A 19,266-nucleotide genomic window follows, 5' to 3' on the forward strand; every position below is an offset into this window, starting at 1 on the left:
CCCAAAACGCCTCAAGCACCGTTTCATCGCGGCGCACACCGACAAGCCAATAGTGGACAATCGCGATTTTCACATGGTTCAGCCCTTTGCGCCCTGACCGCGCGCGTATTTGTCTTCGTACCGAACGATGTCGTCCTCGCCTACATACACGCCTGTTTGCACTTCGATTAGGACCATCGGCACCTTGCCCGGGTTCTCCATGCGGTGGACGGCACCTAACGGGATATAAACAGACTGATTTTCCGTCACCAACTGATCAGTGTCGTCGATGATGACGCGCGCCGTGCCTTCGACCACGATCCAATGTTCGGACCGGTGAAAATGGCTTTGCAGGCTGAGAGACGCACCCGGATGCACGCAAATGCGCTTTACCTGAAAGCGATCGCCAACAACAAGGCTCTCAAACCATCCCCAGGGACGGTGATCTTTCGGAAATGCGGTGGCCTGCGGCACGTCTTTCTTCTTCAGCGCAGACACGGCTTGTTTAACGTCCTGAGCCCGCGACGCGTCCGCAACCAGAACCGCATCGTTCATCGCAACCGCAATGATATTGTCCAGACCGATACCTACGATTTCAAGTTGTTCGCTGTCCGACCGCAAAAGCGTATTCTGGCAGTCAATCGCTGTGGCACCGCCACTTGTGACAACGCCCTGCTCGTCTGGTCCGCTCTCGCGCCAGACCGCGTCCCAGCCGCCCAAGTCGGACCAGGCCGAGTCAAACGGAACCACGGATAGGTTATCGGCTTTTTCCATCACCGCGTAGTCGATCGAAATGTCCTTGGCCTTTTGCCAATGATCCGGGTTCAAACGCAGAAAGCCCAGATCGGGCGTTGCGGTGTCGACCGAAGCCTGGACAGGCTCAAGCAACTCAGGGGCATGCTGTCGGAATGCTGCAATGATGTCGGCGGCGCGGAACAGGAAGATACCGGCGTTCCATTTGAAATTCCCGGCGGCAAGCATCTCGGTCGCGCGGGCCAAGTCCGGTTTTTCCACAAACTGTTTCAGCGGAACCGGAGATCCGTCGCTATCCGGCGCCGAGGCCAGTTCCAGATACCCATAGGCAGTCTCCGCGTGCGTCGGAGTAATTCCAAACGTCACCAGCTGACCGTTTGCCACCGCGTCCAATCCACGGGCAACCGCGGCCTGAAACGCGTCGGAATCTGGCACAACATGATCGGACGGAGCAACCAAAAGGATCGCATTCTCGTCTTCGCTAAATGCCTGAATCGCAGCGGCCAGAACTGCAGGCGCAGTATTGCGACCTTCCGGTTCGATCAGGATTTTTCCCGGATCTATGCCAATAGATTGCAGTTGTTCCGCAACGATGAATCGAAAGTCCGAATTGGTAAGCACAACAGGCGCCGCAAACTGCAATTTTGCGGTTTTCCCGGACAGACGTCGCGCCGACGCCTGAAAAAGGGTTTCCTCGCCAACAAGAGGAACGAATTGTTTTGGATAGCTTTTCCGGGACAAGGGCCAGAGGCGCGTACCGGAACCACCACAGAGAAGGACAGGTGTTATCAACATAAAAAGCCCGAAATCTGATCTACTTAGCGTGGTCCTATAAAAGGAGCCTCACGCTGACAAGAGTTTGGACCGGCAGCTCCAAAAAAGAATTATAGGCTGCGCATAGCAAAGTCGAACACCCCCTTTTTTGCGCAAAATCTGATTTCTGCAAGGGCGCAGTCGCGTGAGGCCACCGAAACGATCTGCGAACGCGCGGCGCGATCATGTCAGGGCTCAGGGACGCGCAGACATGAACTTGGGTTCTGTCCCATCAAGGCATACAGCAGTCAGAACACCTGTTGCGAAAGCGCCGGTGTCGATGGCAATACGACCACGAACAGCGCTTGGTTCTTTCACGATTGTATGGCCATGAACGACCCATACTCCATCATTTCGGTCAGTGGTTGGGAATGACGGATGCCCCCAAATCAAAGTGTCTGCAGATTGCTGATCGGGCAGTTCCTTTGGGTCGGCCCCTGCATGAGTTACAAGCACATTGCCAGACAGTTTATAGTTAACCAGACCTTCCAACCACGAACACAGATCTTGGCCCATGACATCCTGCAACTTGTCGCGACAGTCTTGCAGTTCGCCCTTGTTCATTTCCGCTCGCACGCCACGCACGCCGAATGACGCCAAAGTCTGCAACCCACCATACCGCAGCCAGCGCGGTCCGTGACTTTCAGGGTCTTTCAGAAATTTCAGCAGCATTTCTTCGTGATTTCCCATCAGGCAGGTGAAATCAGGACGTCCCTTAATCAGTTGCAGCACTTCGGCACTGTTCTCTCCGCGATCGACATAATCCCCGACCAGAACGACCCGATGATCCTGCGGGATTTTGTCCAGCAGCTTTTCCAACTGCACAACGCAGCCGTGAACGTCTCCGATGACACAAATTGGACTTTCGGGTTCGGGGTTTGAAAAGGTCGCGGACCGGGTGAACCTCTGGAGCAGGGAAGAAAAGATAATGGAACAGCTCCGTCTCGAACAGTTTGGGCAAACACAGAAGGTCAGTTCAACCGCATGTGGATTGGGATTTGATAAACCTGTCCGTCAGCCTGGGCAAGTCAACGCCAATCACGCAGTTCTGCAAGGCGCAATCCCCATACGAATTATTTCGGCCCCCTTGATTTTATACACGCCCGAAATGCGATTGCGCCCTTTGTTCATGAACCAGGACTTCAACGGCTCGGGGTAAAAATCAGCCATCACCTTGCTGAAATAGTCGAAATCCTCTTGCGACAGTCGGCGACCGCTTTGCGATGGCCCGTGGAAACCAAACGTGGTTTCAGGATCGACACATGTGTCTGGCAAACCAAGAAACATCGTACACGTAGAAAAGCAAACGCGTCCGCGAATTTCGACCGATACCCTGTTTCGCTGCAGATTCTCCAATTCTATCAGCCGGTCATGCAGGTACCCTCCTCGGTCGTTGCCGACTACATAGGGCTTCTGGACATCGGCGAACCCCTGAAAAGCTGAGATAAGAAAAAGAAAACAAACAGCAGGAAGAAGCGCCAAGATTTTAGCTGCGCGCCGGACAGACGATCCGAGTTTACTCTCAGAATTAACAGGTGGCTTCGCACACAGGTTCAGCATCGCAATGTCTCCGTTCCAGATTGGTATGGATCGGAACTAGAAAGGCGCGACGCCTTGCTTGCGTGCTGTCAGTGTCAATTTTATGCCTTAAATCAACGATTTAAGGTTTATTTATCCCAAATTTTCTCGAGTCACAGGAGGCGGGGCGTTGTTTCAAAGACCAAGTGTGGCTTTCCACGACATTGCGCAATCAAGCGCAAAGCCCTGTGACATCTGCCTGTTTCCACCCAAGGATGGCTCTGCTCGACCAAAGACGGCACTGAGATCCAAACACGTTGATTGGGCTTACATATGAACAGTCATAATGACCGAAAAGCCGCCAAAATGCAAAGGATTACAGCCTGATACCGAATAAAGCCGGAACGCCGGAAGTTCTATCCGTGGCGCAGCACCAAAACTCTGCGCCACGGCTCAGGTCTATTTTTTGAACCCAACGGCAAGCAAAACAGCGGCCCCGATTGCTGCAACCGCTGAGAAAAATTCTGCGCCGTGTGTGTGAAACGACGTGTCAGTATGTGCAAAAGCCGGGGTTGCTGCACCCCAAACCGCAAGCGTCAAGAGTTTCGCTTTCATCTTTCAATTTCCTGCTTTCGCTGATGAAGAAAGTCGCGGATATCCAGAACGGATTTTTCATCCATCGAGACATAGACAAGCGACATATTGGTGCGTTCCTGAACCATCTACCCCGGAAAAGGCAGATAGCTGAGTTCACGGGAACCAAATGAAGGTGAGGCCGTGCCCACCTGCCAATCGGTTTTCAACTCGACGTCAATCAGCTTCAACGCCGTTGCCCCGCCTGCCCCCGACCTCTCGAACGGCACGCCCGCCAGCTTCAGATAACTTGTCTTGTCAGCGGCCTGCAAAAACCCGTCAATAAACTGGGTTGCCAGAACCTGCAGGTCGGCCGCTTCGTCTTCGTGATGCATATGGCTGTGCAGGTGGTCCCCATGCGCGTGGTTATGACCATGCCCGTGGTGGGCATGGTCGTGATCGTGGTGGTGATGGTGCGAATGATCGTGCGGCATTACGAACCTACCTTGTGCGGTTTGCCATTTGACCATCGTTTGCCTTCAAATTCGCCATGAGGCGTTTTCACAGGTTTATCGATGAACTTTTTGTGGGCACCCAACTTGCCGTTGGACACCAACGCGCCAAGCACGTCGACAATCACCCGCGTGCCCATCAGTGCCGTTATGTCGGACGTATCGTAAGGCGGCGACACTTCAACCAGTTCAAGTCCGCAGATTCCTTCGGCCGCAATACCCGAAGCCAGCGCCAATGCTTCGCGCGGTAGGAAACCGCCGGGTTCGGGCCAGCCTGTTCCGGGGACAAAACCACAGTCGAGGCTGTCGATGTCAAATGACATATAAACCATGTCCACGTCTTTCCAGGCCATCTCAAGCGCCACTTCGATGGTCTTGTCGACGCCCATTTTTTCCATATCGCCCATGGTGATGATGTTGGTGTTGCGCTTTCGCGCGACCTTCACGGCTTCGCGTGGAACTTGCCAGCCTCCGATCCCGATTTGTACGAGGTTGGTCGCCGGGACATTGGGAAGGTTGGTCGAATGAAACCACGGCGTTGTGTGCATCCGCTCATCCAGGTCTTTTTCCTGTATGTCGGCATGTCGGTCAAAATGAACGATTCCGATCTTTTTTGACGTGCATTCCGCGATGCCGCGCACGCAAGGGAAGCCGATGGAATGGTCGCCGCCAATCATGATCGGAAGTGAGCCAGAGCTGAACACGTGGCTGACCGCCCGGCTTATCTGATCGAAACTCTTTTCAATATTGGCAGGGATCGTGAAAACATCACCGGCATCACAAAGTGTCATCTGTTCGCGAAGGTCGACGCCAATTTCGTAGTTGTAGGGCGTGTACAGCGCAGAAATCTTGCGAACCCCCTGAGGGCCGAACCGGGTGCCGGGCCGGTAGGTGGTACCGCCGTCAAACGGAATCCCAAGGACCGTGGCATCATAGTCCGCGACCTCCAGAACATCCTCGGCATACGGAGCTTTCAGAAAAGTGTTGATCCCTGCAAAGTGAGGCAGTTCGCCTCGTGCAAATGTCGGGATCGACTTGTCTTCGATGCTGTCTGCTCCGGTAAGGCCCATACGCAGCGCCCATTGGCGTTCTTCCTCCATTCGGCCTTCCGGCAGGTCAGCCTCCAAATGCATCGCCTTCCAGCCCGCCAATTTGCTGAGGTCTGGATGGTGATGACGCTGCTCACGCAGTGCAATACGGTCGCGCTGGTCACGCGGGTGGTGCGACCGGCTGCGCTTGAGATCCGAAAACACGTAGTTGTCTCCTAATCAATGTCCCGTCGAATTTGGCCGGGACGCTTCCGAGCTTTGGTGAACACAACATGCGGAGCCCGGGAGCGCATGCCGTGCAAGGGGTCATGCGGCAGCCAAAGACGGATAGTGGTCAAGCAGATCCTGAAACGGTATTCCGCCGTTGCGCGCATCGAAGTCATAGGTGAGCGTTGCCCCGAAAAGACCCGGGTCCTGTGGATCCCAGCGCGGTTTATCGAACACCAGAACGCGGTCACCCAGCTTGAACCCTTCGTCCAGATCGTGGGTGACCATGAAAACGGTCATGTTGGTTTCCTCTCGCAGCTCCAAAAGGAACTCATGCATTTGAAGCCGTGTTCCCGGATCGAGCGCTCCGAATGGTTCGTCCAGCAACAGAATGCGTGGTTTTGCGGCCATCGCCTGCCCAATCGCCAACCGTTGCTGCATACCGCCCGACAAAGAGGACGGGTATTGATGGGACACGTGATTTAACCCAATCCGCTCCAACATCTCGTCAGCGCGATTTTCGGCTTCCTTGCGGAGTGAACCGTGCAAACGACCGAACCGGGTACGAAACCCTTCACCGGCGATCAGGTTTTCGCGAACCGACAAATGTGGAAAAACGGAATAGCGTTGAAAGACCACGCCGCGCTCAAGGTTGGGTTCTCTGGCGGTTGGGCCACCATCGATGCTTATCTCGCCACGATAGGGGCGTTCTTCTGCAAGAAGCATGCGCAGAAACGTGGATTTCCCGCAGCCAGACGCGCCGACGATAGAGATGAATTCGCCTTCATCGACCGTGACATTCACACGCTCCAAGATCGAGCGACTACCGTACTTCTGCCAGACGTTTCTTACACTTACAAAGCTCATAGACCTGCCTCCATCCACGGAAATGCGCGGCGGGACAGGGTTTTGAGCAACCAGTCTATCGTAAATGCCAGCACCGTGATCCAGATCACGTAGGTCAGAATGACATCCATCGCGAGGTATCGGCGGACGAGGAAAATCCGGTAGCCAAGGCCCACATTGGACGCAACCGCCTCGGCCGCGATCAAGAACAACCATGCGGACCCAAGCGACAGCCGAACGTTCGAGATGAGCCTCGGCAGTATTTGCGGCAAGGCCACTCGCAGGGCAATCACCCCGCTGGAGGCACCCAGCGTCTGCGCCTTGACGATTTGTTCTTTCGGGATTTCCATGACCCGTTGCGCCAGGTCGCGGGTCATAAAGGGCGTAATGCCAATGACGATCAACGCCACCTTTGAAACTTCACCCAACCCGAACACGATGAACAAAATCGGCAAAAGAGCAAGCGGCGGCACCATGGACAGCACAGCAATGAAGCCTGAGAGAAACGACCGCGCATACGGCAAAAGCCCAATGGCCAAACCAAGAACCAAGGACAGCATGGCCGCGATGACTACGCCACCAAGCAGACGGGCAAGGCTTGCGGCTGTGTCGTTCCACAAGAGTATTTCTCGCGACCGGCGATCCGGTTCGGTAAAGAGTCGCTCCGCGGTTTCCGCAATCGTCGTCAGGGCCGGAAGAAGTTTATCCTGAGGGTTGGCCTGCAACCGAATGTCCGAAGCGATGTAGTAGCTCAGGATAACCGCGACAAATGGAAGGGCGGCGATGAAAATGCCCGCAGGCTTTCCGGGAATCGTGTTTATCAGTCGCATGCGTGCCGCTCCTTGACTGGCAAAACATGGGGTGAAGCCCACAGGCTTCACCCTGTCCGTTCATTTACAGGGCGCCATCCGCAGCCATCTGCATATACGTCGTGTCGAACCGGAATTTGACGTTTTCCGAACTGCCGGAAACGGACCCGTCCGGATACTCGATGCCAACGAAATCAGCGCTTGGCGCGCCCTCGCCAAGGATGCCTTTCTCAAAAAGGAACTCGGCCACATTCGTCATGGTTTCCGAAAGATCACCCGCGCTTGCCTGAGCTACAGCGTCAGCAGGGTCAAAGAACAACTCGGTTGACGCCATCTGTGCCTTGTAGCCAGCAAGATCCGTGCCGGACGCCTCGGCCATCGCGGTCAGCGCTTCCTCGTCGCCAGCGGCCATAAGCGCCATGACCTCATACCAGGCACCGGCGACCGCTTTGCCGAAATTCGGATTGTCGGCCAAGGTTTCAGTGTTCACGACCATCAGATCCAGGATTTCTCCGGGGATCATCGAACTGTCAAAAAGGCTCACAGCGTCGGAACTGGTATCGAGGATTTCCGACACCAGCGGGTTCCAGGTGACGACTGCCTCAACATCCGGTGTTGCATAAGCCGCGATCATGTCGGCGTCAGAGGTGTTGATCACGGCATCCAGATCAAACTCCTCCAACCCGACGCTATCGAGGCCACGCGCAAGAAGGTAATGCGACACCGACAACTCAACGAGGTTGACCGGCTTGCCCTTCAGCTCTGACAGGCTAGTGACCCCTTTGCCAATAACCGCATCGTTGCCGTTTGAATAATCACCGACGATCAAAGCTGTGGTATCGACACCGCCGCCGGAGGGAATGGAAAGCGTGTCCATGTTCGTGGCGGATACACCGTCAAACGCCCCGGCAGTGTATTGGTTGATGGACTCGACATAGTCATTGAACTGCACGATCTCGACATCAATGCCGTACTTGTCCGCCCACTTGTCCATGATCCCGCTGTCTTCAAGATAACCCCACGGCATCCAGCCGACGTAGATCGACCAGGCGAGTTTGAATTCGGTCTTTTCTGCAGCAGCCACAGGTGCGGACGCTCCTGCCAATACACCCAGCGCAAGGGCGGTTGCGGACATTAGTTTTGAGATATTCATGTCTTTCCCCGTTGTTGCGTCCCGCCGAGGTCTTCGGTTTTGGGTCCGCTGGCGGAACAAAGAGATCGGGCGCGAACAAACCTGCGCAGTAATCTCCCGGGATTTTGCCCCGCCGTGTGCCTCGCCGGAGTTTGCCGGCTAGGTGACGCTTCTCGGACCTGACCCGCTGAAATGGCGGCGGAACCCTAAGCGTCCTGCGCCTTCAGCAAAGCTCAAGGCGTTGTGACTGGGCAAGTTGAGGCCAGTTTCATTTCCGCCCTCGCATCGCTTTAGCCAAAAATGCACCGTTTTTTTGTCCCGATGCTTAATAAAAGGGCTGGAAGCGGCCTGTTTTCGTGCAAAACAGCGTGCTTGTACGGGCGCGCCGTTCGCAACAAGACAGGTCCGCCCTGCCCCTGTGCTGTAATGCGTCGGTCCTAAAGGCGCTTTTGTCCGCATGGTTCCGTATCGCTCCGGCAAAAGACTGAAACACGCGTCACTTAATATTCTGCCTGCAAGTCCGCGACCGCGTTCGCGAACACGACGCCGCCCAGAACAACCAGCACCGCAATGACAATCCAGCCGCTATACTTTGCCATGGCATCGTTTAACCGGGTCAGTGCAGGTTCTGCCCGCACGCCGAAAAATAGCGATAAAATCCAAGGGCTAGCCAAACCCATGCTGGACACGACAACAAATCCCAGCACTGCCCCGATCTGCTCGACCGGAGCGTATGTTGCTGCGGCTATGGTCAGCGCACCAGATATGAACAAGGCTGCGTTCTTGGGGTTGAGGGCCGCCAGAGCGGCGCCAAGCCCAAACGTCCTGATTGGTTGCATCCGCTCTAGAACACGCATCCATTTTGGAGGCGCGTTTTCGTCCGAATAATATTTTAGGCTCAGTTTGCGAAGGGCCAAAGCAACCAAGCCCAGCCCCAGAAACAGGCGAACCCACACGACCCAAACAGATGGTGCCTGCTGACCCGGTGTGCTCAGGTCCGACATTGCAATGGCGGCAATCCCGATGGTGAGTGCACCAACGATCCAACCGCAAAGAAACGCGGTATAGGATTTTTTGCTCGGGCCGTCGGCTCAATAAAAGAGAGACGCTGACCAGTGGCAACGAAGCAAGCAGAATACCCACCGCGATTGGCATTGCTTTGATAAACGCAGTCAGCATGTGCTTCTCCGCCAGAGACAGACATCAGGAAAAGACCAGCACCTTTACTGGCAACAAGATCGCTTGCGCTCGGAGCACGATGGCGTTTGCAATCCCCATACCGTCCACAATCCGGGCGATAAATGCTGAAAACCCGGTGATCTCACCGGCATCGATTTCCTTGGCGCGACTTGTGTACGCGACGCCAACGCACGCACTGCCCGGCGGAATACCTTCCAGGTGCTTTGGGAAGATCGGCGCAAGGAAAACTGTCACCGTTCCCGGTCGGGCACGATCCTGCTGATCCAAAAGCGCATCCCCCGGCCGGAATTGGCCCGCGGCAATGGCGTCCTGAACCTCGTCAACGAACATAGGCACAACAGTCAGCGGCTTGGAGGCGCAGGTGATTTCCACGAGCATTCCGGGTTTGAGAACATTCACCGATATCTGTCCGAAAGCCGCAACAAACCGCCCTTGCCCCGTGACGTCGGGAACCAGAATTCCCGCAGGGCGCAGGATCGGATTTACGATGTCGCCAGGTTTCAAAAGAAATTGCGTCACTGTTCCGTCCACTTCGGCGAACACCGTAGACTTTGCGATTTCATTCTCTGCCTCCCTCACGACGGCGAGGGCACTTTCTTTCTGAGCGGGAAGCAGAGTGGTCTGCCGCAGCTTGGCACCATCAAGGGCCGCAATCGCGGCAGTACGCTGGCTTTCTGCACTGGATACGTCAGTCTGCAGACGCTCCAGTTCCTGCTCGCTCACGACTGTGTCGTTTCGCTCGGCAAGGGACAGTCGTCTCTGCAGATCGTTCGCAGCCTGACTCAGATCGGCCTCGGCCGCCTCGACCCTCGCTTCTGCGGCGGCAATTTCCGTCACGATCAGACCCAGCTCGGCGTCGATTTCGTTGATGCGGCTCTGCGCGGTTTCCACAGCAGCTTCTTGCCGCGTGGTATCCAGCCTGAAAATAGCATCGCCCGCTTTCACGGATTCGTTGTTGGCGACGTAAACTTCGGCGACCCGGCCGCCCCTGTCCGACAGGATCGTGACGGTGCGAAACATTGCGGAAACATTGCGGGTCGAAGGGTGAAAGTAAAATATGACGGTGATTAAGGTAACGGCCAAAATTGCGCAGGCGGTCAACCCCCAGCGCAGCTCGTACCAGACATTGAAAAGCGTAATTTCATGACCCCACCGCTTACCCTGTTTGTATCTGCGATAGAGATAGTCAGGAACAATAGTGATCAGGGCGGAAAATATCAGTTCAAGCATCGGTGCGCTCCGGGCCGTTCACCTCTGGCTTTAGGGGAAAGATTTCATGCAAGGGCACGGCGGCTATCAAGATTGCCGCGATCCAAAAAGCGTTGTTCAAAGTGAAAAGAGAGATCAACCCAAGCACCCCAACAAGCTGCATTTGCACCTTATGGGCACCCGCCGCCATACGATCCGGAATAGCCTGCACAGTGAAATAGAGTGCGCCAAAACCCAGCAGAACGACAACAAGACACAATCCGACCACGATCAGGAAACCATCTGTCTCGCCGGGCGCAGTCACCCAAAATGGAAGCCGTGACATCGCTTCGTCAGAGATAGAGCTGTTCACAAGAACCTCCTGTTTCTTGACGAACCCCTCCAAGGATAGACGAATGAAATCAAAAAGATCAATCATGTGCAAAGCCGCCAAATCCAAGCGGAACGGCTTCCAGTCGCAATTGTCTTGACCAAATTTCAGTACAGCCCGTCACCCTGTGTGACGGCAAAAGACTTTTGGTTTTGCGCCTTCGGCGGACTTTTTTGCAAATGTTCCGCCCATACTAATGTGGTCGCACAAACAGATCGGCGTCTGTGCCAACTGGCAACTTTCCGATGTTCAATAGACGGAGAATTTCAAACGAATTCATATGTTTGACTTTGTTCTGTATGGGCGTACACTTGCGACTAAGTTCAAGCGCTAAAGCACGATTTTGGTTGGCCACTTTGGGTTCAGACAAAGGGCAACAGCCAAAACGGGAGGGGAATGTGAAGAGATTTTCTATCGGGTTGGCGGTCTTTTTGGTGCTGGCCGCGTGCTGGGAAAAAGAAGAAGAAACCGCCGAAACAGTCATCCGACCCGTCCGGACAACCGAGATTGCCGATCTCTCCAGCATCCATGATCGTTATTTCGTAGGCACAGCAAGGGCCGCGCGCGAGGTGTCGCTGGCGTTTCGTGTGCCGGGCAATGTGGTCGGCGTGAACGTTCAGGTTGGCGATCCGGTCGCGAACGGAGATGTCGTGGCAGCTTTGGATCCCGCCCCGTTTCAAGCAGAGGTGGACAGGCTGACTGCGGAATTGGAAAGCGCGCAGGCAACGTTTGACAATGCGAAGCTGCAAACTGACCGGCAGCGCTCTTTGGTGGAAAAGGACGTGGCAGCGCAGGCAACGCTTGACCGGTTCGTTGCGGGCGAGACGTCGGCAAGGGCCGCGATCAATTCTGTGCAGGGCGCGCTGGACCGTGCGACCTTGGACCTGACCTATACAAGCCTGGTCGCACCCTTCGATGGTCGTGTGGTCGCTAAGTACATTGAGGATTTTGAAGAAGTGGCAGCGCAGACTCCGGTTCTTCGGATACTGGATGCCGAGCATATCGAAGTGGTGATCGACATCCCCGAGCGGTATATCGCCCTGATCCCACATATCGAGGATATCACGGTATCATTTGACGCCCTGGGAGACGTCACCCTGCCCGCCGAAATCAGCGAGATCGGCTCGGAGGCTTCGGCCACGACCCGGACCTTTCCCGTCACCTTGAAAATGAAGCAACCAGAAGGCTCGCCGGTTCTTCCGGGTATGTCTGGGCGGGTTCGCGGCAAGCCGAAAGAAGGGTACGAGCCCTTTGACTCGATAATGGTTCCCGCCAGCGCAGTATTTGTACCCGAAGGTGAGACCGATCCGCATGTCTGGGTGTTCGATACCAATTCCGAAACGGTGGGCGCACGAAAGATCACATTGGGAACGCCCCGATCGCAGGGCGTTGCCGTCAGCGAGGGCTTGGATTTCGGCGATGTGATCGTCACCGCCGGAGCGAATTCCCTGAGAGAAGGCCAGAAAGTCTCGCTTTTGTCTGAGGACGCTGAGTAATGGGGCTCGCTGCGTTTTCGATTCGTAACTCCAAATTCGTATGGTTTGCCGTCGTGATGCTGACATTGGGCGGCATATCCGCCTTTTTCAGTCTCGGACAATTGGAAGACCCGGAATTCACCATCAAAACGGCGGTGGTGACAACACTTTATCCCGGCGCAAGCCCGGAAGAAGTTGAGCAAGAGGTCACCGAACGGATCGAAATCAAGCTGCAGGAAATCAAGGAGATCGACTACATCTCAAGCGAAAGCCGGGCCGGGGTGTCGACAATCAAGGTAGAAATCCGGCCGAACTACTGGTCCGAGGAGTTGCCCCAGATATGGGATACGCTGCGGCGAAAGGTCAGGGACGTTGAGACCCAGCTCCCGCCCGGCGCAGGTCGGCCCGCGATAAACGATGACTTCGGCGACGTGTTCGGTCTGCTGCTTGCGATGACATCCGATGGGTTTTCGTATCAGGAGCTTGACGCTTTCGCAGATGACTTCAAACGCGAGCTTTCGTTGATCGACGGTGTCGGAAGGGTTGATCTTTGGGGCGAACGCGACAGGGTCATTTACCTTGAGACCCGAGAGGAAGTTTTGGCCGCACTTGGTGTGTCCGCACAGACCCTTCTGAGTACCCTGCAAACGCAAAATTCAATTGTGGATGCCGGCCGGGTCAACATCGGCGATTACCGCATGCGTATTGCGCCCAGCGGCACGTTCGGCAGCCCCGATGACATCGCGGACCTGGTGGTACGGCCCAGCGGTTTGGATCAGGCTCAAAGCGGCCAAGGACGGGGTCCAGAGTTATTGCGGCTGGGCGAAGTTGTTGACGTTGTTGAAGGGTATGCCGATCCACCGACAACACTGATGCGGTTCAATGGGCTTCCCTCGATTGGGTTGGCGATATCCTTCCAGTCCGGGGTCAACGTTGTAAGCGTGGGACAGGCCGTGGACGCCAAGGTATCCGAGCTTATCGAACGCCTCCCCGTGGGTATCGAAGTCGAGCGTGTGCATTGGCAATCTGATGACGTAAATCTTGCTGTCAGCAGTTTTCTGGTAAGTCTTGGTCAAGCCGTGGCAATCGTTCTGGTCGTTCTGACTTTGGCGATGGGCGTTCGGATGGGTATCATCATCGGCAGCGGGCTGATCCTGACGATCCTTGCAACCTTTATTCCCTTGGCGATGTTGGGCATTGATCTACAGCGCATGTCTCTGGGCGCGCTGATCATTGCCCTTGGCATGATGGTCGACAACTCAATCGTGGTCGCGGATGGCGCGATGGTTCGGATGTCTCAGGGAATGGACCGCGCAAAGGCCGCGATTGATGCAGCCACGCGACCCGCAATGTCGCTGCTTGGCGCTACTTTCGTTGCGGTTATGGCCTTCTACCCGATTTTCGCATCGGTCGAGAGTGCTGGCGAATATTGCCGGACCCTCTTTTCAGTCGTCGGCATTGCACTCTTGGTTAGCTGGCTTCTGTCAATGACGGTAACACCCCTGCAATGCGTCGCCATGCTGCCAGAGCCCAAAGGAGAAAACAGTGAGAACTTCGACACCGGTCTTTATGCCGTTTACCGTCGTTTCCTGGCCGCTGCGATCCGGGTTCGGTTCCTGACAATCGGCGTCGCTCTGGCCGCTTTGGTTGTGGCGGGGGTCGGCTTTGGATCTGTCACTCAGTTGTTCTTCCCAACCTCATCCATGACGAAGTTCATGATTGACTACTACGCGCCCGAAGGAACGCGGATCGAAGCCGTATCCGAAGCCATCACGCGCATTGAAGAACAGGTGGAGCAGGACGAGCGTGTCACCGGAATCGCCAGTTTCATCGGAGCCGGGCCTCCTCGCTTCTATCTTCCAGTCGACCCGGAAGGCACCAACCCGTCCTACGCGCAAATCATCGTAAACGTCGATGACTATCGTGATATCCCTGAGATGACTAAGAATATCTCGCTTTGGATTTCGGCCAATATGCCCGAAGCGACCGCGTTCACACGTCAGTTCGGCGTTGGACCCAGCAATACCTGGGCCTTTGAAACGCGGATTATCGGACCTGCGGATGCGGACCCGGAAACTCTGCGAGACCTTGGCGACAGGGCCGTCGCGATTTTGGACAATCATCAATGGACCAAGGTTGCGCGCACCGATTGGCGCAACCGCGTTCTGAAAACCGTGCCGGACTACGATCAGGATCGCGCCAGGTGGACAGGCATTACTTACGAGGATCTCGGGAATACGACGAAACGCGCATTTGATGGGCGATCAGTTGGCCTCTATCGCGAGGGCGACGAACTTCTGCCGATCATCGTTCGCCCCGGCGCGGATGACGTCGCTGCCGTTGACAATTTTGAGCTGCTGCAACTGCAATCTCCGTTTTCGGTCGAACCTGTGCCGCTGGCCCAGGTCGTTCGGGGCGTCAATGTCCAACCCGAGGATCCCACAATCAATCGCCGCGACAGGCGGCGGGTGCTGACCGTTCAGGCGAACCCGATCGACAGCGTGACCCTGCCAAGCTATCGGGCAGCCGTTCTTGCCGACTATGACGCTTTGGCAGCCGAGTTTCCGCCCGGCTACAGCTTGGAATGGGGCGGAGAATATGAGGATACGGTATCTGCACAAGCGTCCCTGATCCCTGGCATGATACCCGCATTTTCGATCATGGCGCTTATCGTGGTCGGGCTATTCAATTCCTACCGCAGGCCGCTGGTCATTTTCCTGACTGTGCCGTTCGTTATCATTGGCATCGTCCCCAGCCTGCTACTTACGAACACTCCGTTCGGGTTCGTCGCACTGCTTGGAGGAATGAGCTTGGCCGGTATGATGATAAAGAACGCAATCGTTCTTATTGATCAGATCAACGACAATCTGGCCGAGGGTCAACCGGGCTATGACGCTATATTGAATGCCGGTGCCTCAAGGCTTCGGCCGGTCGTGTTGGCTGCTGCAACAACTGTCTTGGGTGTTATTCCACTTCTGCCGGACGTGTTCTGGGTGGGCTTGGCCATCACAATCATGGGCGGATTGACGGTCGGCACGATGCTGACAATGATTCTGGTTCCAGTATTGTTCGCAACCCTGAACGGCATCAAAGCCACTGCGCCCAATGTATAATACGTCTTTCAAAAAGGACGCCGATCATAAAACGAGGCACAGGCGGAAACGCATAAACTGCTAAACCAATAAACGGGGGCTACGTTGGACAATACGGTTCTTTTCTTTCTGGTCGGTATCTTCGTCGTTGGCCTTCTCATGCTGGGGTACTTCGCCAAGGGCAACGGAGCTTTGATGGTGGTCGCAATCCTAGTTGGCGTGCTACTGGCGTTCCTGGCATTCTTTGCTGGTTACTTGGGTTAACCGCCCCAAGACAATAACCTCGCGCTGCGTTCGTATCCTTCACGGCCCTTTGCCAACATTCTAAGCAAAAATTGAGTATGTCCGCTCGATCATCCAGTAGGTTGCAACAGTTCCAATTCCGTAGACGAGCATCATTTGAGCGTAGTTCTCCAAACGTCTTGCGGAAGGAATACGCAAAAACAACCACCCGACAATGAGGGCCGCCCCGACAAAAAGTAGCTGCCCAAGCTCCACACCGATGTTGAAAAACAAAAGCGCAATCGGGATTTCAGACGGGGGTAGTCCGATTTCAGCCAACGCACCGGCAAATCCAAGCCCGTGCAAGAGCCCGAAAGCAAACGCGACGACCCACGGTGCCCTTATCGCCAGAGACAAACGACCACGTGATTTCCAGACAATCTCGGACGCAAGAAACACGATCGAAAGGGCGATTGCCGCCTCTACCGGCGCTGAGGGTAGCGAAACAAACCCTAACGTTGCCAACCCCAAAGTGATCGAGTGGGCAACCGTAAACGCAGTTATTGTCTTAACGAGCATCCACCAGCCTTCCACAAGAAAGAGCAAGGCCAAAACGAACAGCAGGTGATCCAATCCCTCAAGAATGTGTTCTACGCCCAGAACCGTGTAACGTTGGGCGGCGCGCACCGCCGACCCCGAACCAGCCAGCCATTCCTCCAGATTGACTTCGATGGTCGTCCCTTCTCGTTTTACCAATCGCGTAACCGGTTCCTGCCCATACCAACGAACTGTCAGCAAAGCGCCTTCGCGATTCCAAGGAAGCGACAGCCGATCATCGGATGTAAGAGAGGCCGAACATGCAAAGTTGAAAGTTACGGAATAGGAACCCCTTTCACCATTCGGGTTTCCCACAAACTCACAATGCTCGGGCAAGTCCGGAGACAATATCGCTGCGGATATGCGACTGGGCACTTTAGAAATCAGCCGATACTGGCCAGGTGCCGTTTCATTCAGTTCCGCGCGATCCAAGCCAAGCGTATGCGCGTGGGCACAAATCCCCTGAATCGCGATCAAAGCCACCGCCCACAAAATGATCGGGAATAGCTTACTCACCTTCCCTGTCCCCTTGCAGCGGCGCAATTTCGACCTTGTAGTCAATTTCAACGGATCGCAGTTCTTGCTCTAACAACTCACGAGACTTGTCTGTCATCCACCGGGTCGCCACCCAATCCTTGGCCTGCTCAAACTCAGGCAACTGAGCAGGGTTTTCCCTGATAACCCTGAGAAAGTGGATCGACCCGGTCTGAGATTGAAACGGCCCGTGCCATTCGTCATTTTGGGCAATGGCTGTCAAAACTTCATTTGCCGTTTCACCGCCGAACGCCTGCACCAGGCGCTTTTGATCCATGTATCTCAAGGTGCTTCCAAAGGTGATGTCAGCATCGCCAAGCGTCTTGGGATCAGCGCCTTCATTCAACGCGTCCAGAATATTGGGGGAAACGTCGTTGACCGAGTTAAACATCACATGATCAAGGTCATAGCTGGGCGGGCTCCGAAAGTTTTCCGGGTTGCTATCAAAGTATTCTTTGAGTTCCGCCTCGGTCGGCTCTGCCAAATCTCCAGCTATGAAAAACCGCATATTCTGAAGAAGCAACGCGCGAATACGAGAGCCGTCAGAAAAACCTCGCTTTACTGCTTCACGGACCAGGATCTCCTCCTCAACGAAGTTTCTGACCAGCTCCTGTTTTTCATCTTCACTCAGAGGGCGCAAAAGCAACTCCGCCTCTCGATCAAATAGATATTCCTGTGTCGCCGCGTCCACCACGATCAGATCTCGGTCGTCCTTTGCAAACAACGCCTGTCCGATAAACAGAAGCCCCGCGAGGACGAGAAACTGAAACAAGGGTTCTCTGACCATATTGGAAAGGAATGAGTTCGGGTCACCTCTGTCGGTACCGGCTGGATTTCCCGTTCGATTGCTTGAAGTGCTAATGGACATTCTTGAACCTGTTTTACGTCACCCGAAAAAGACGCCTCAATTCAAGGCGCCTTTCCCGACAAAGGCAAGCGTAAGGAGTGCAACGCACCGATTACGCGGCTTGCAATGCTACTTGCTGTTATCCTGAAGCATTGCTGGGTGAACATAATTCGGGTCAGTTATGCCCTCTTTCCGAGCCGCCATAGCGGCGAGTGTATGTCTCTGCAAACGGCTGATGACGTTACCTGTCGAGCGACGGCGGTCATCCAGAAGCGGAGAGTACTCAACCCAATCGATCAGCAGTATCTCATTCTGCAGCGCCAGCTTTCGGAGGATCTGCATGAACTGTAGCGTAGTGAAACCACCAATTTCAGGGTTCGACACACCCGGAGCCAAAGAGCCGTCCAAAACGTCCATATCGATTGAGATATACAGTCGGCGTCCTTCAAGTTCCGCGATCAGCTCGTCAACCGTTGCGTCAAATCCGTTTTTTTCAAACTTCGGCATAAAGTAGTAGTTGGTCTGATTGTTGAACATCCAATCCATTCTCTCGACGCTTTCATACGCACCGCGCAGGCCGATGTGAAAAATCTGATCTCCTGTCGTCCACCCCTGTTCATGCGCAAAGCGGAGCGCCGCTCCGCCGTGGGTAAACATGCCAAGGCGTCCGTCTGGCGGTGCAAGATCGGTGTGGGCATCAAAGTGAACTGTTGTGAAACTCTGCGGACCGTAGTGGTCAATCAGCGCCATGAGCGAAGCGACCTGAGTACCGTGGTCGCCACCAATGACGAAGGGTATCGCACCGCCATCCAGGATTTCCTTGAACACGCCAGCCTGGTCGGCAAAGTTCTGCATCATCAAAGACGGGTGGGCGTTGGCGTTTCCATAGTCCACAACGTTTAAAATGTCGAAATACTGGTTGTTGAACCACATATCATGCCCCGACTGGGCAAAATCGTAGTTGTGGTTGACGCGCATGTAGTTCGCGGCCCAGCCATTGCCGTCTGCGGGGTTAAACTGACTTGGCGCGCCAACGATGGCCACGTCGACCTCTCCGGCAATCAGGTCTTCTGTTGTCAGCGCGACCGGAAGACCAAAATACGTTGGGAAAGCGTGTTTGGTAGGCACAACATAATAGCGCTGCAAGTCAATTGGTCCCGGTTCCCGCGGAGGATTGTCCCCCACCATGTCCTTGCGCAGATAGTATTTGTTCCAACCGGGATCGAGGATCTGAACATTCGGATTGCTTGGATCCCTCCACGGCTGCATGGAAGACGGGAACCCATCGACCACCGGATCAGCTGAAAAATCCGGGGCTGGGTTGTCTTCTGCATAGACCGCTCCACCCACGGTAACTGCGAACAGAGCGGACCATTTGAACAATAGAGATAAGCGACGCGCCACTTTCTAATCCTCTCATTTTAAGACTAAATTTAACTTGACTATGGAGAGGATAATTTCTCAGGCTATCTATGACTGTGCAAAAAGTGCAATTGGTACGCATCTTTGCAATCAGCCGGCATACATTA

15 protein-coding genes, 1 pseudogene and 1 riboswitch are annotated in these 19,266 nt (G+C 54.9%); of the genes and pseudogenes, 3 read left to right on the top strand and 13 right to left on the bottom strand.

What is annotated here, in order from left to right:
- Positions 1-78: 78 nt before the first annotated feature.
- From ACR0LH_RS18955 to ACR0LH_RS19000, 10 genes and pseudogenes are all read right to left on the bottom strand, one after another.
- Positions 79-1,527 carry a mannose-1-phosphate guanylyltransferase/mannose-6-phosphate isomerase gene (locus tag ACR0LH_RS18955; RefSeq protein ID WP_480722075.1) on the bottom strand — a complete coding sequence of 483 codons (1,449 nt, stop codon included), beginning with the start codon at positions 1,525-1,527 and terminating at the stop codon, positions 79-81.
- A 213-nt stretch (positions 1,528-1,740) separates the two neighbouring features.
- On the bottom strand, positions 1,741-2,520 hold the full coding sequence (locus ACR0LH_RS18960) for a metallophosphoesterase family protein (protein WP_480722106.1): 780 nt from the start codon (positions 2,518-2,520) through the stop codon (positions 1,741-1,743).
- A 1,265-nt stretch (positions 2,521-3,785) separates the two neighbouring features.
- Entirely contained in the window at positions 3,786-4,130 is a 345-nt protein-coding gene (locus tag ACR0LH_RS18965) for a hypothetical protein (protein ID WP_480722076.1), read from the bottom strand.
- Positions 4,130-5,401, bottom strand: coding sequence for an agmatinase family protein (locus ACR0LH_RS18970; RefSeq protein WP_480722078.1), 1,272 nt, complete (start codon positions 5,399-5,401; stop codon positions 4,130-4,132). Before ACR0LH_RS18970 ends, ACR0LH_RS18965 begins: the two co-directional genes overlap by 1 nt.
- Before the next feature lie 102 nt (positions 5,402-5,503).
- Positions 5,504-6,271 carry an ABC transporter ATP-binding protein gene (locus ACR0LH_RS18975; protein ID WP_480722079.1) on the bottom strand — a complete coding sequence of 256 codons (768 nt, stop codon included), beginning with the start codon at positions 6,269-6,271 and terminating at the stop codon, positions 5,504-5,506.
- Positions 6,268-7,080, bottom strand: a complete 813-nt coding sequence (locus ACR0LH_RS18980; RefSeq protein ID WP_170603183.1) for an ABC transporter permease — start codon at positions 7,078-7,080, stop codon at positions 6,268-6,270. The genes ACR0LH_RS18975 and ACR0LH_RS18980 overlap by 4 nt, the downstream gene beginning before the upstream one ends.
- Before the next feature lie 64 nt (positions 7,081-7,144).
- Positions 7,145-8,212, bottom strand: coding sequence for a putative urea ABC transporter substrate-binding protein (locus ACR0LH_RS18985; RefSeq protein WP_480722080.1), 1,068 nt, complete (start codon positions 8,210-8,212; stop codon positions 7,145-7,147).
- A gap of 91 nt (positions 8,213-8,303) precedes the next feature.
- Positions 8,304-8,412: riboswitch (guanidine-I (ykkC/yxkD leader) on the bottom strand.
- A gap of 279 nt (positions 8,413-8,691) precedes the next feature.
- A pseudogene (locus tag ACR0LH_RS18990) lies at positions 8,692-9,243 on the bottom strand (GAP family protein); the annotation flags it as partial.
- A 151-nt stretch (positions 9,244-9,394) separates the two neighbouring features.
- Complete coding sequence (locus ACR0LH_RS18995) at positions 9,395-10,621, bottom strand: HlyD family secretion protein (protein ID WP_480722081.1); 1,227 nt, start codon at positions 10,619-10,621, stop codon at positions 9,395-9,397.
- Positions 10,614-11,018, bottom strand: coding sequence for a hypothetical protein (locus ACR0LH_RS19000; protein WP_170486556.1), 405 nt, complete (start codon positions 11,016-11,018; stop codon positions 10,614-10,616). Before ACR0LH_RS19000 ends, ACR0LH_RS18995 begins: the two co-directional genes overlap by 8 nt.
- A gap of 350 nt (positions 11,019-11,368) precedes the next feature.
- Between ACR0LH_RS19000 and ACR0LH_RS19005 the strand changes: the two genes are divergently transcribed.
- The 3 genes from ACR0LH_RS19005 (at position 11,369) to ACR0LH_RS19015 (ending at position 15,801) form a co-directional block, all read left to right on the top strand.
- Positions 11,369-12,466, top strand: coding sequence for an efflux RND transporter periplasmic adaptor subunit (locus tag ACR0LH_RS19005; protein ID WP_170804933.1), 1,098 nt, complete (start codon positions 11,369-11,371; stop codon positions 12,464-12,466).
- On the top strand, positions 12,466-15,558 hold the full coding sequence (locus ACR0LH_RS19010) for an efflux RND transporter permease subunit (protein ID WP_170567422.1): 3,093 nt from the start codon (positions 12,466-12,468) through the stop codon (positions 15,556-15,558). The genes ACR0LH_RS19005 and ACR0LH_RS19010 overlap by 1 nt, the downstream gene beginning before the upstream one ends.
- Before the next feature lie 84 nt (positions 15,559-15,642).
- Positions 15,643-15,801 (top strand): hypothetical protein, encoded by a 159-nt coding sequence (locus ACR0LH_RS19015; RefSeq protein WP_170388626.1) that lies wholly within the window; start codon positions 15,643-15,645, stop codon positions 15,799-15,801.
- A 60-nt stretch (positions 15,802-15,861) separates the two neighbouring features.
- On the opposite strand, the gene ACR0LH_RS19020 is transcribed toward ACR0LH_RS19015, so the two are convergent.
- The 3 genes from ACR0LH_RS19020 to ACR0LH_RS19030 form a co-directional block, all read right to left on the bottom strand.
- On the bottom strand, positions 15,862-16,872 hold the full coding sequence (locus ACR0LH_RS19020) for a HupE/UreJ family protein (RefSeq protein WP_480722082.1): 1,011 nt from the start codon (positions 16,870-16,872) through the stop codon (positions 15,862-15,864).
- Complete coding sequence (locus tag ACR0LH_RS19025; RefSeq protein ID WP_480722083.1) at positions 16,865-17,662, bottom strand: peptidyl-prolyl cis-trans isomerase; 798 nt, start codon at positions 17,660-17,662, stop codon at positions 16,865-16,867. The genes ACR0LH_RS19020 and ACR0LH_RS19025 overlap by 8 nt, the downstream gene beginning before the upstream one ends.
- Before the next feature lie 204 nt (positions 17,663-17,866).
- The gene (locus ACR0LH_RS19030; RefSeq protein ID WP_480722084.1) at positions 17,867-19,141 is read right to left on the bottom strand and encodes an arginase family protein; all 1,275 of its coding nucleotides are present in this window, start codon (positions 19,139-19,141) and stop codon (positions 17,867-17,869) included.
- Positions 19,142-19,266: the final 125 nt, after the last annotated feature.

This window comes from Ruegeria sp. CL6, assembly GCF_056536465.1.

Bases quoted from the DNA above. Each gene is read 5' to 3' on its own strand.
- ACR0LH_RS18955 (WP_480722075.1), bottom strand. From the start codon at position 1,527: ATGTTGATAACACCTGTCCTTCTCTGTGGTGGTTCCGGTACGCGCCTC.
- ACR0LH_RS18980 (WP_170603183.1), bottom strand. From the start codon at position 7,080: ATGCGACTGATAAACACGATTCCCGGAAAGCCTGCGGGCATTTTCATC.
- ACR0LH_RS18995 (WP_480722081.1), bottom strand. From the start codon at position 10,621: ATGCTTGAACTGATATTTTCCGCCCTGATCACTATTGTTCCTGACTAT.
- ACR0LH_RS19010 (WP_170567422.1), top strand. From the start codon at position 12,466: ATGGGGCTCGCTGCGTTTTCGATTCGTAACTCCAAATTCGTATGGTTT.
- ACR0LH_RS18985 (WP_480722080.1), bottom strand. From the start codon at position 8,212: ATGAATATCTCAAAACTAATGTCCGCAACCGCCCTTGCGCTGGGTGTA.
- ACR0LH_RS18975 (WP_480722079.1), bottom strand. From the start codon at position 6,271: ATGAGCTTTGTAAGTGTAAGAAACGTCTGGCAGAAGTACGGTAGTCGC.
- ACR0LH_RS18965 (WP_480722076.1), bottom strand. From the start codon at position 4,130: ATGCCGCACGATCATTCGCACCATCACCACCACGATCACGACCATGCC.
- ACR0LH_RS19000 (WP_170486556.1), bottom strand. From the start codon at position 11,018: ATGATTGATCTTTTTGATTTCATTCGTCTATCCTTGGAGGGGTTCGTC.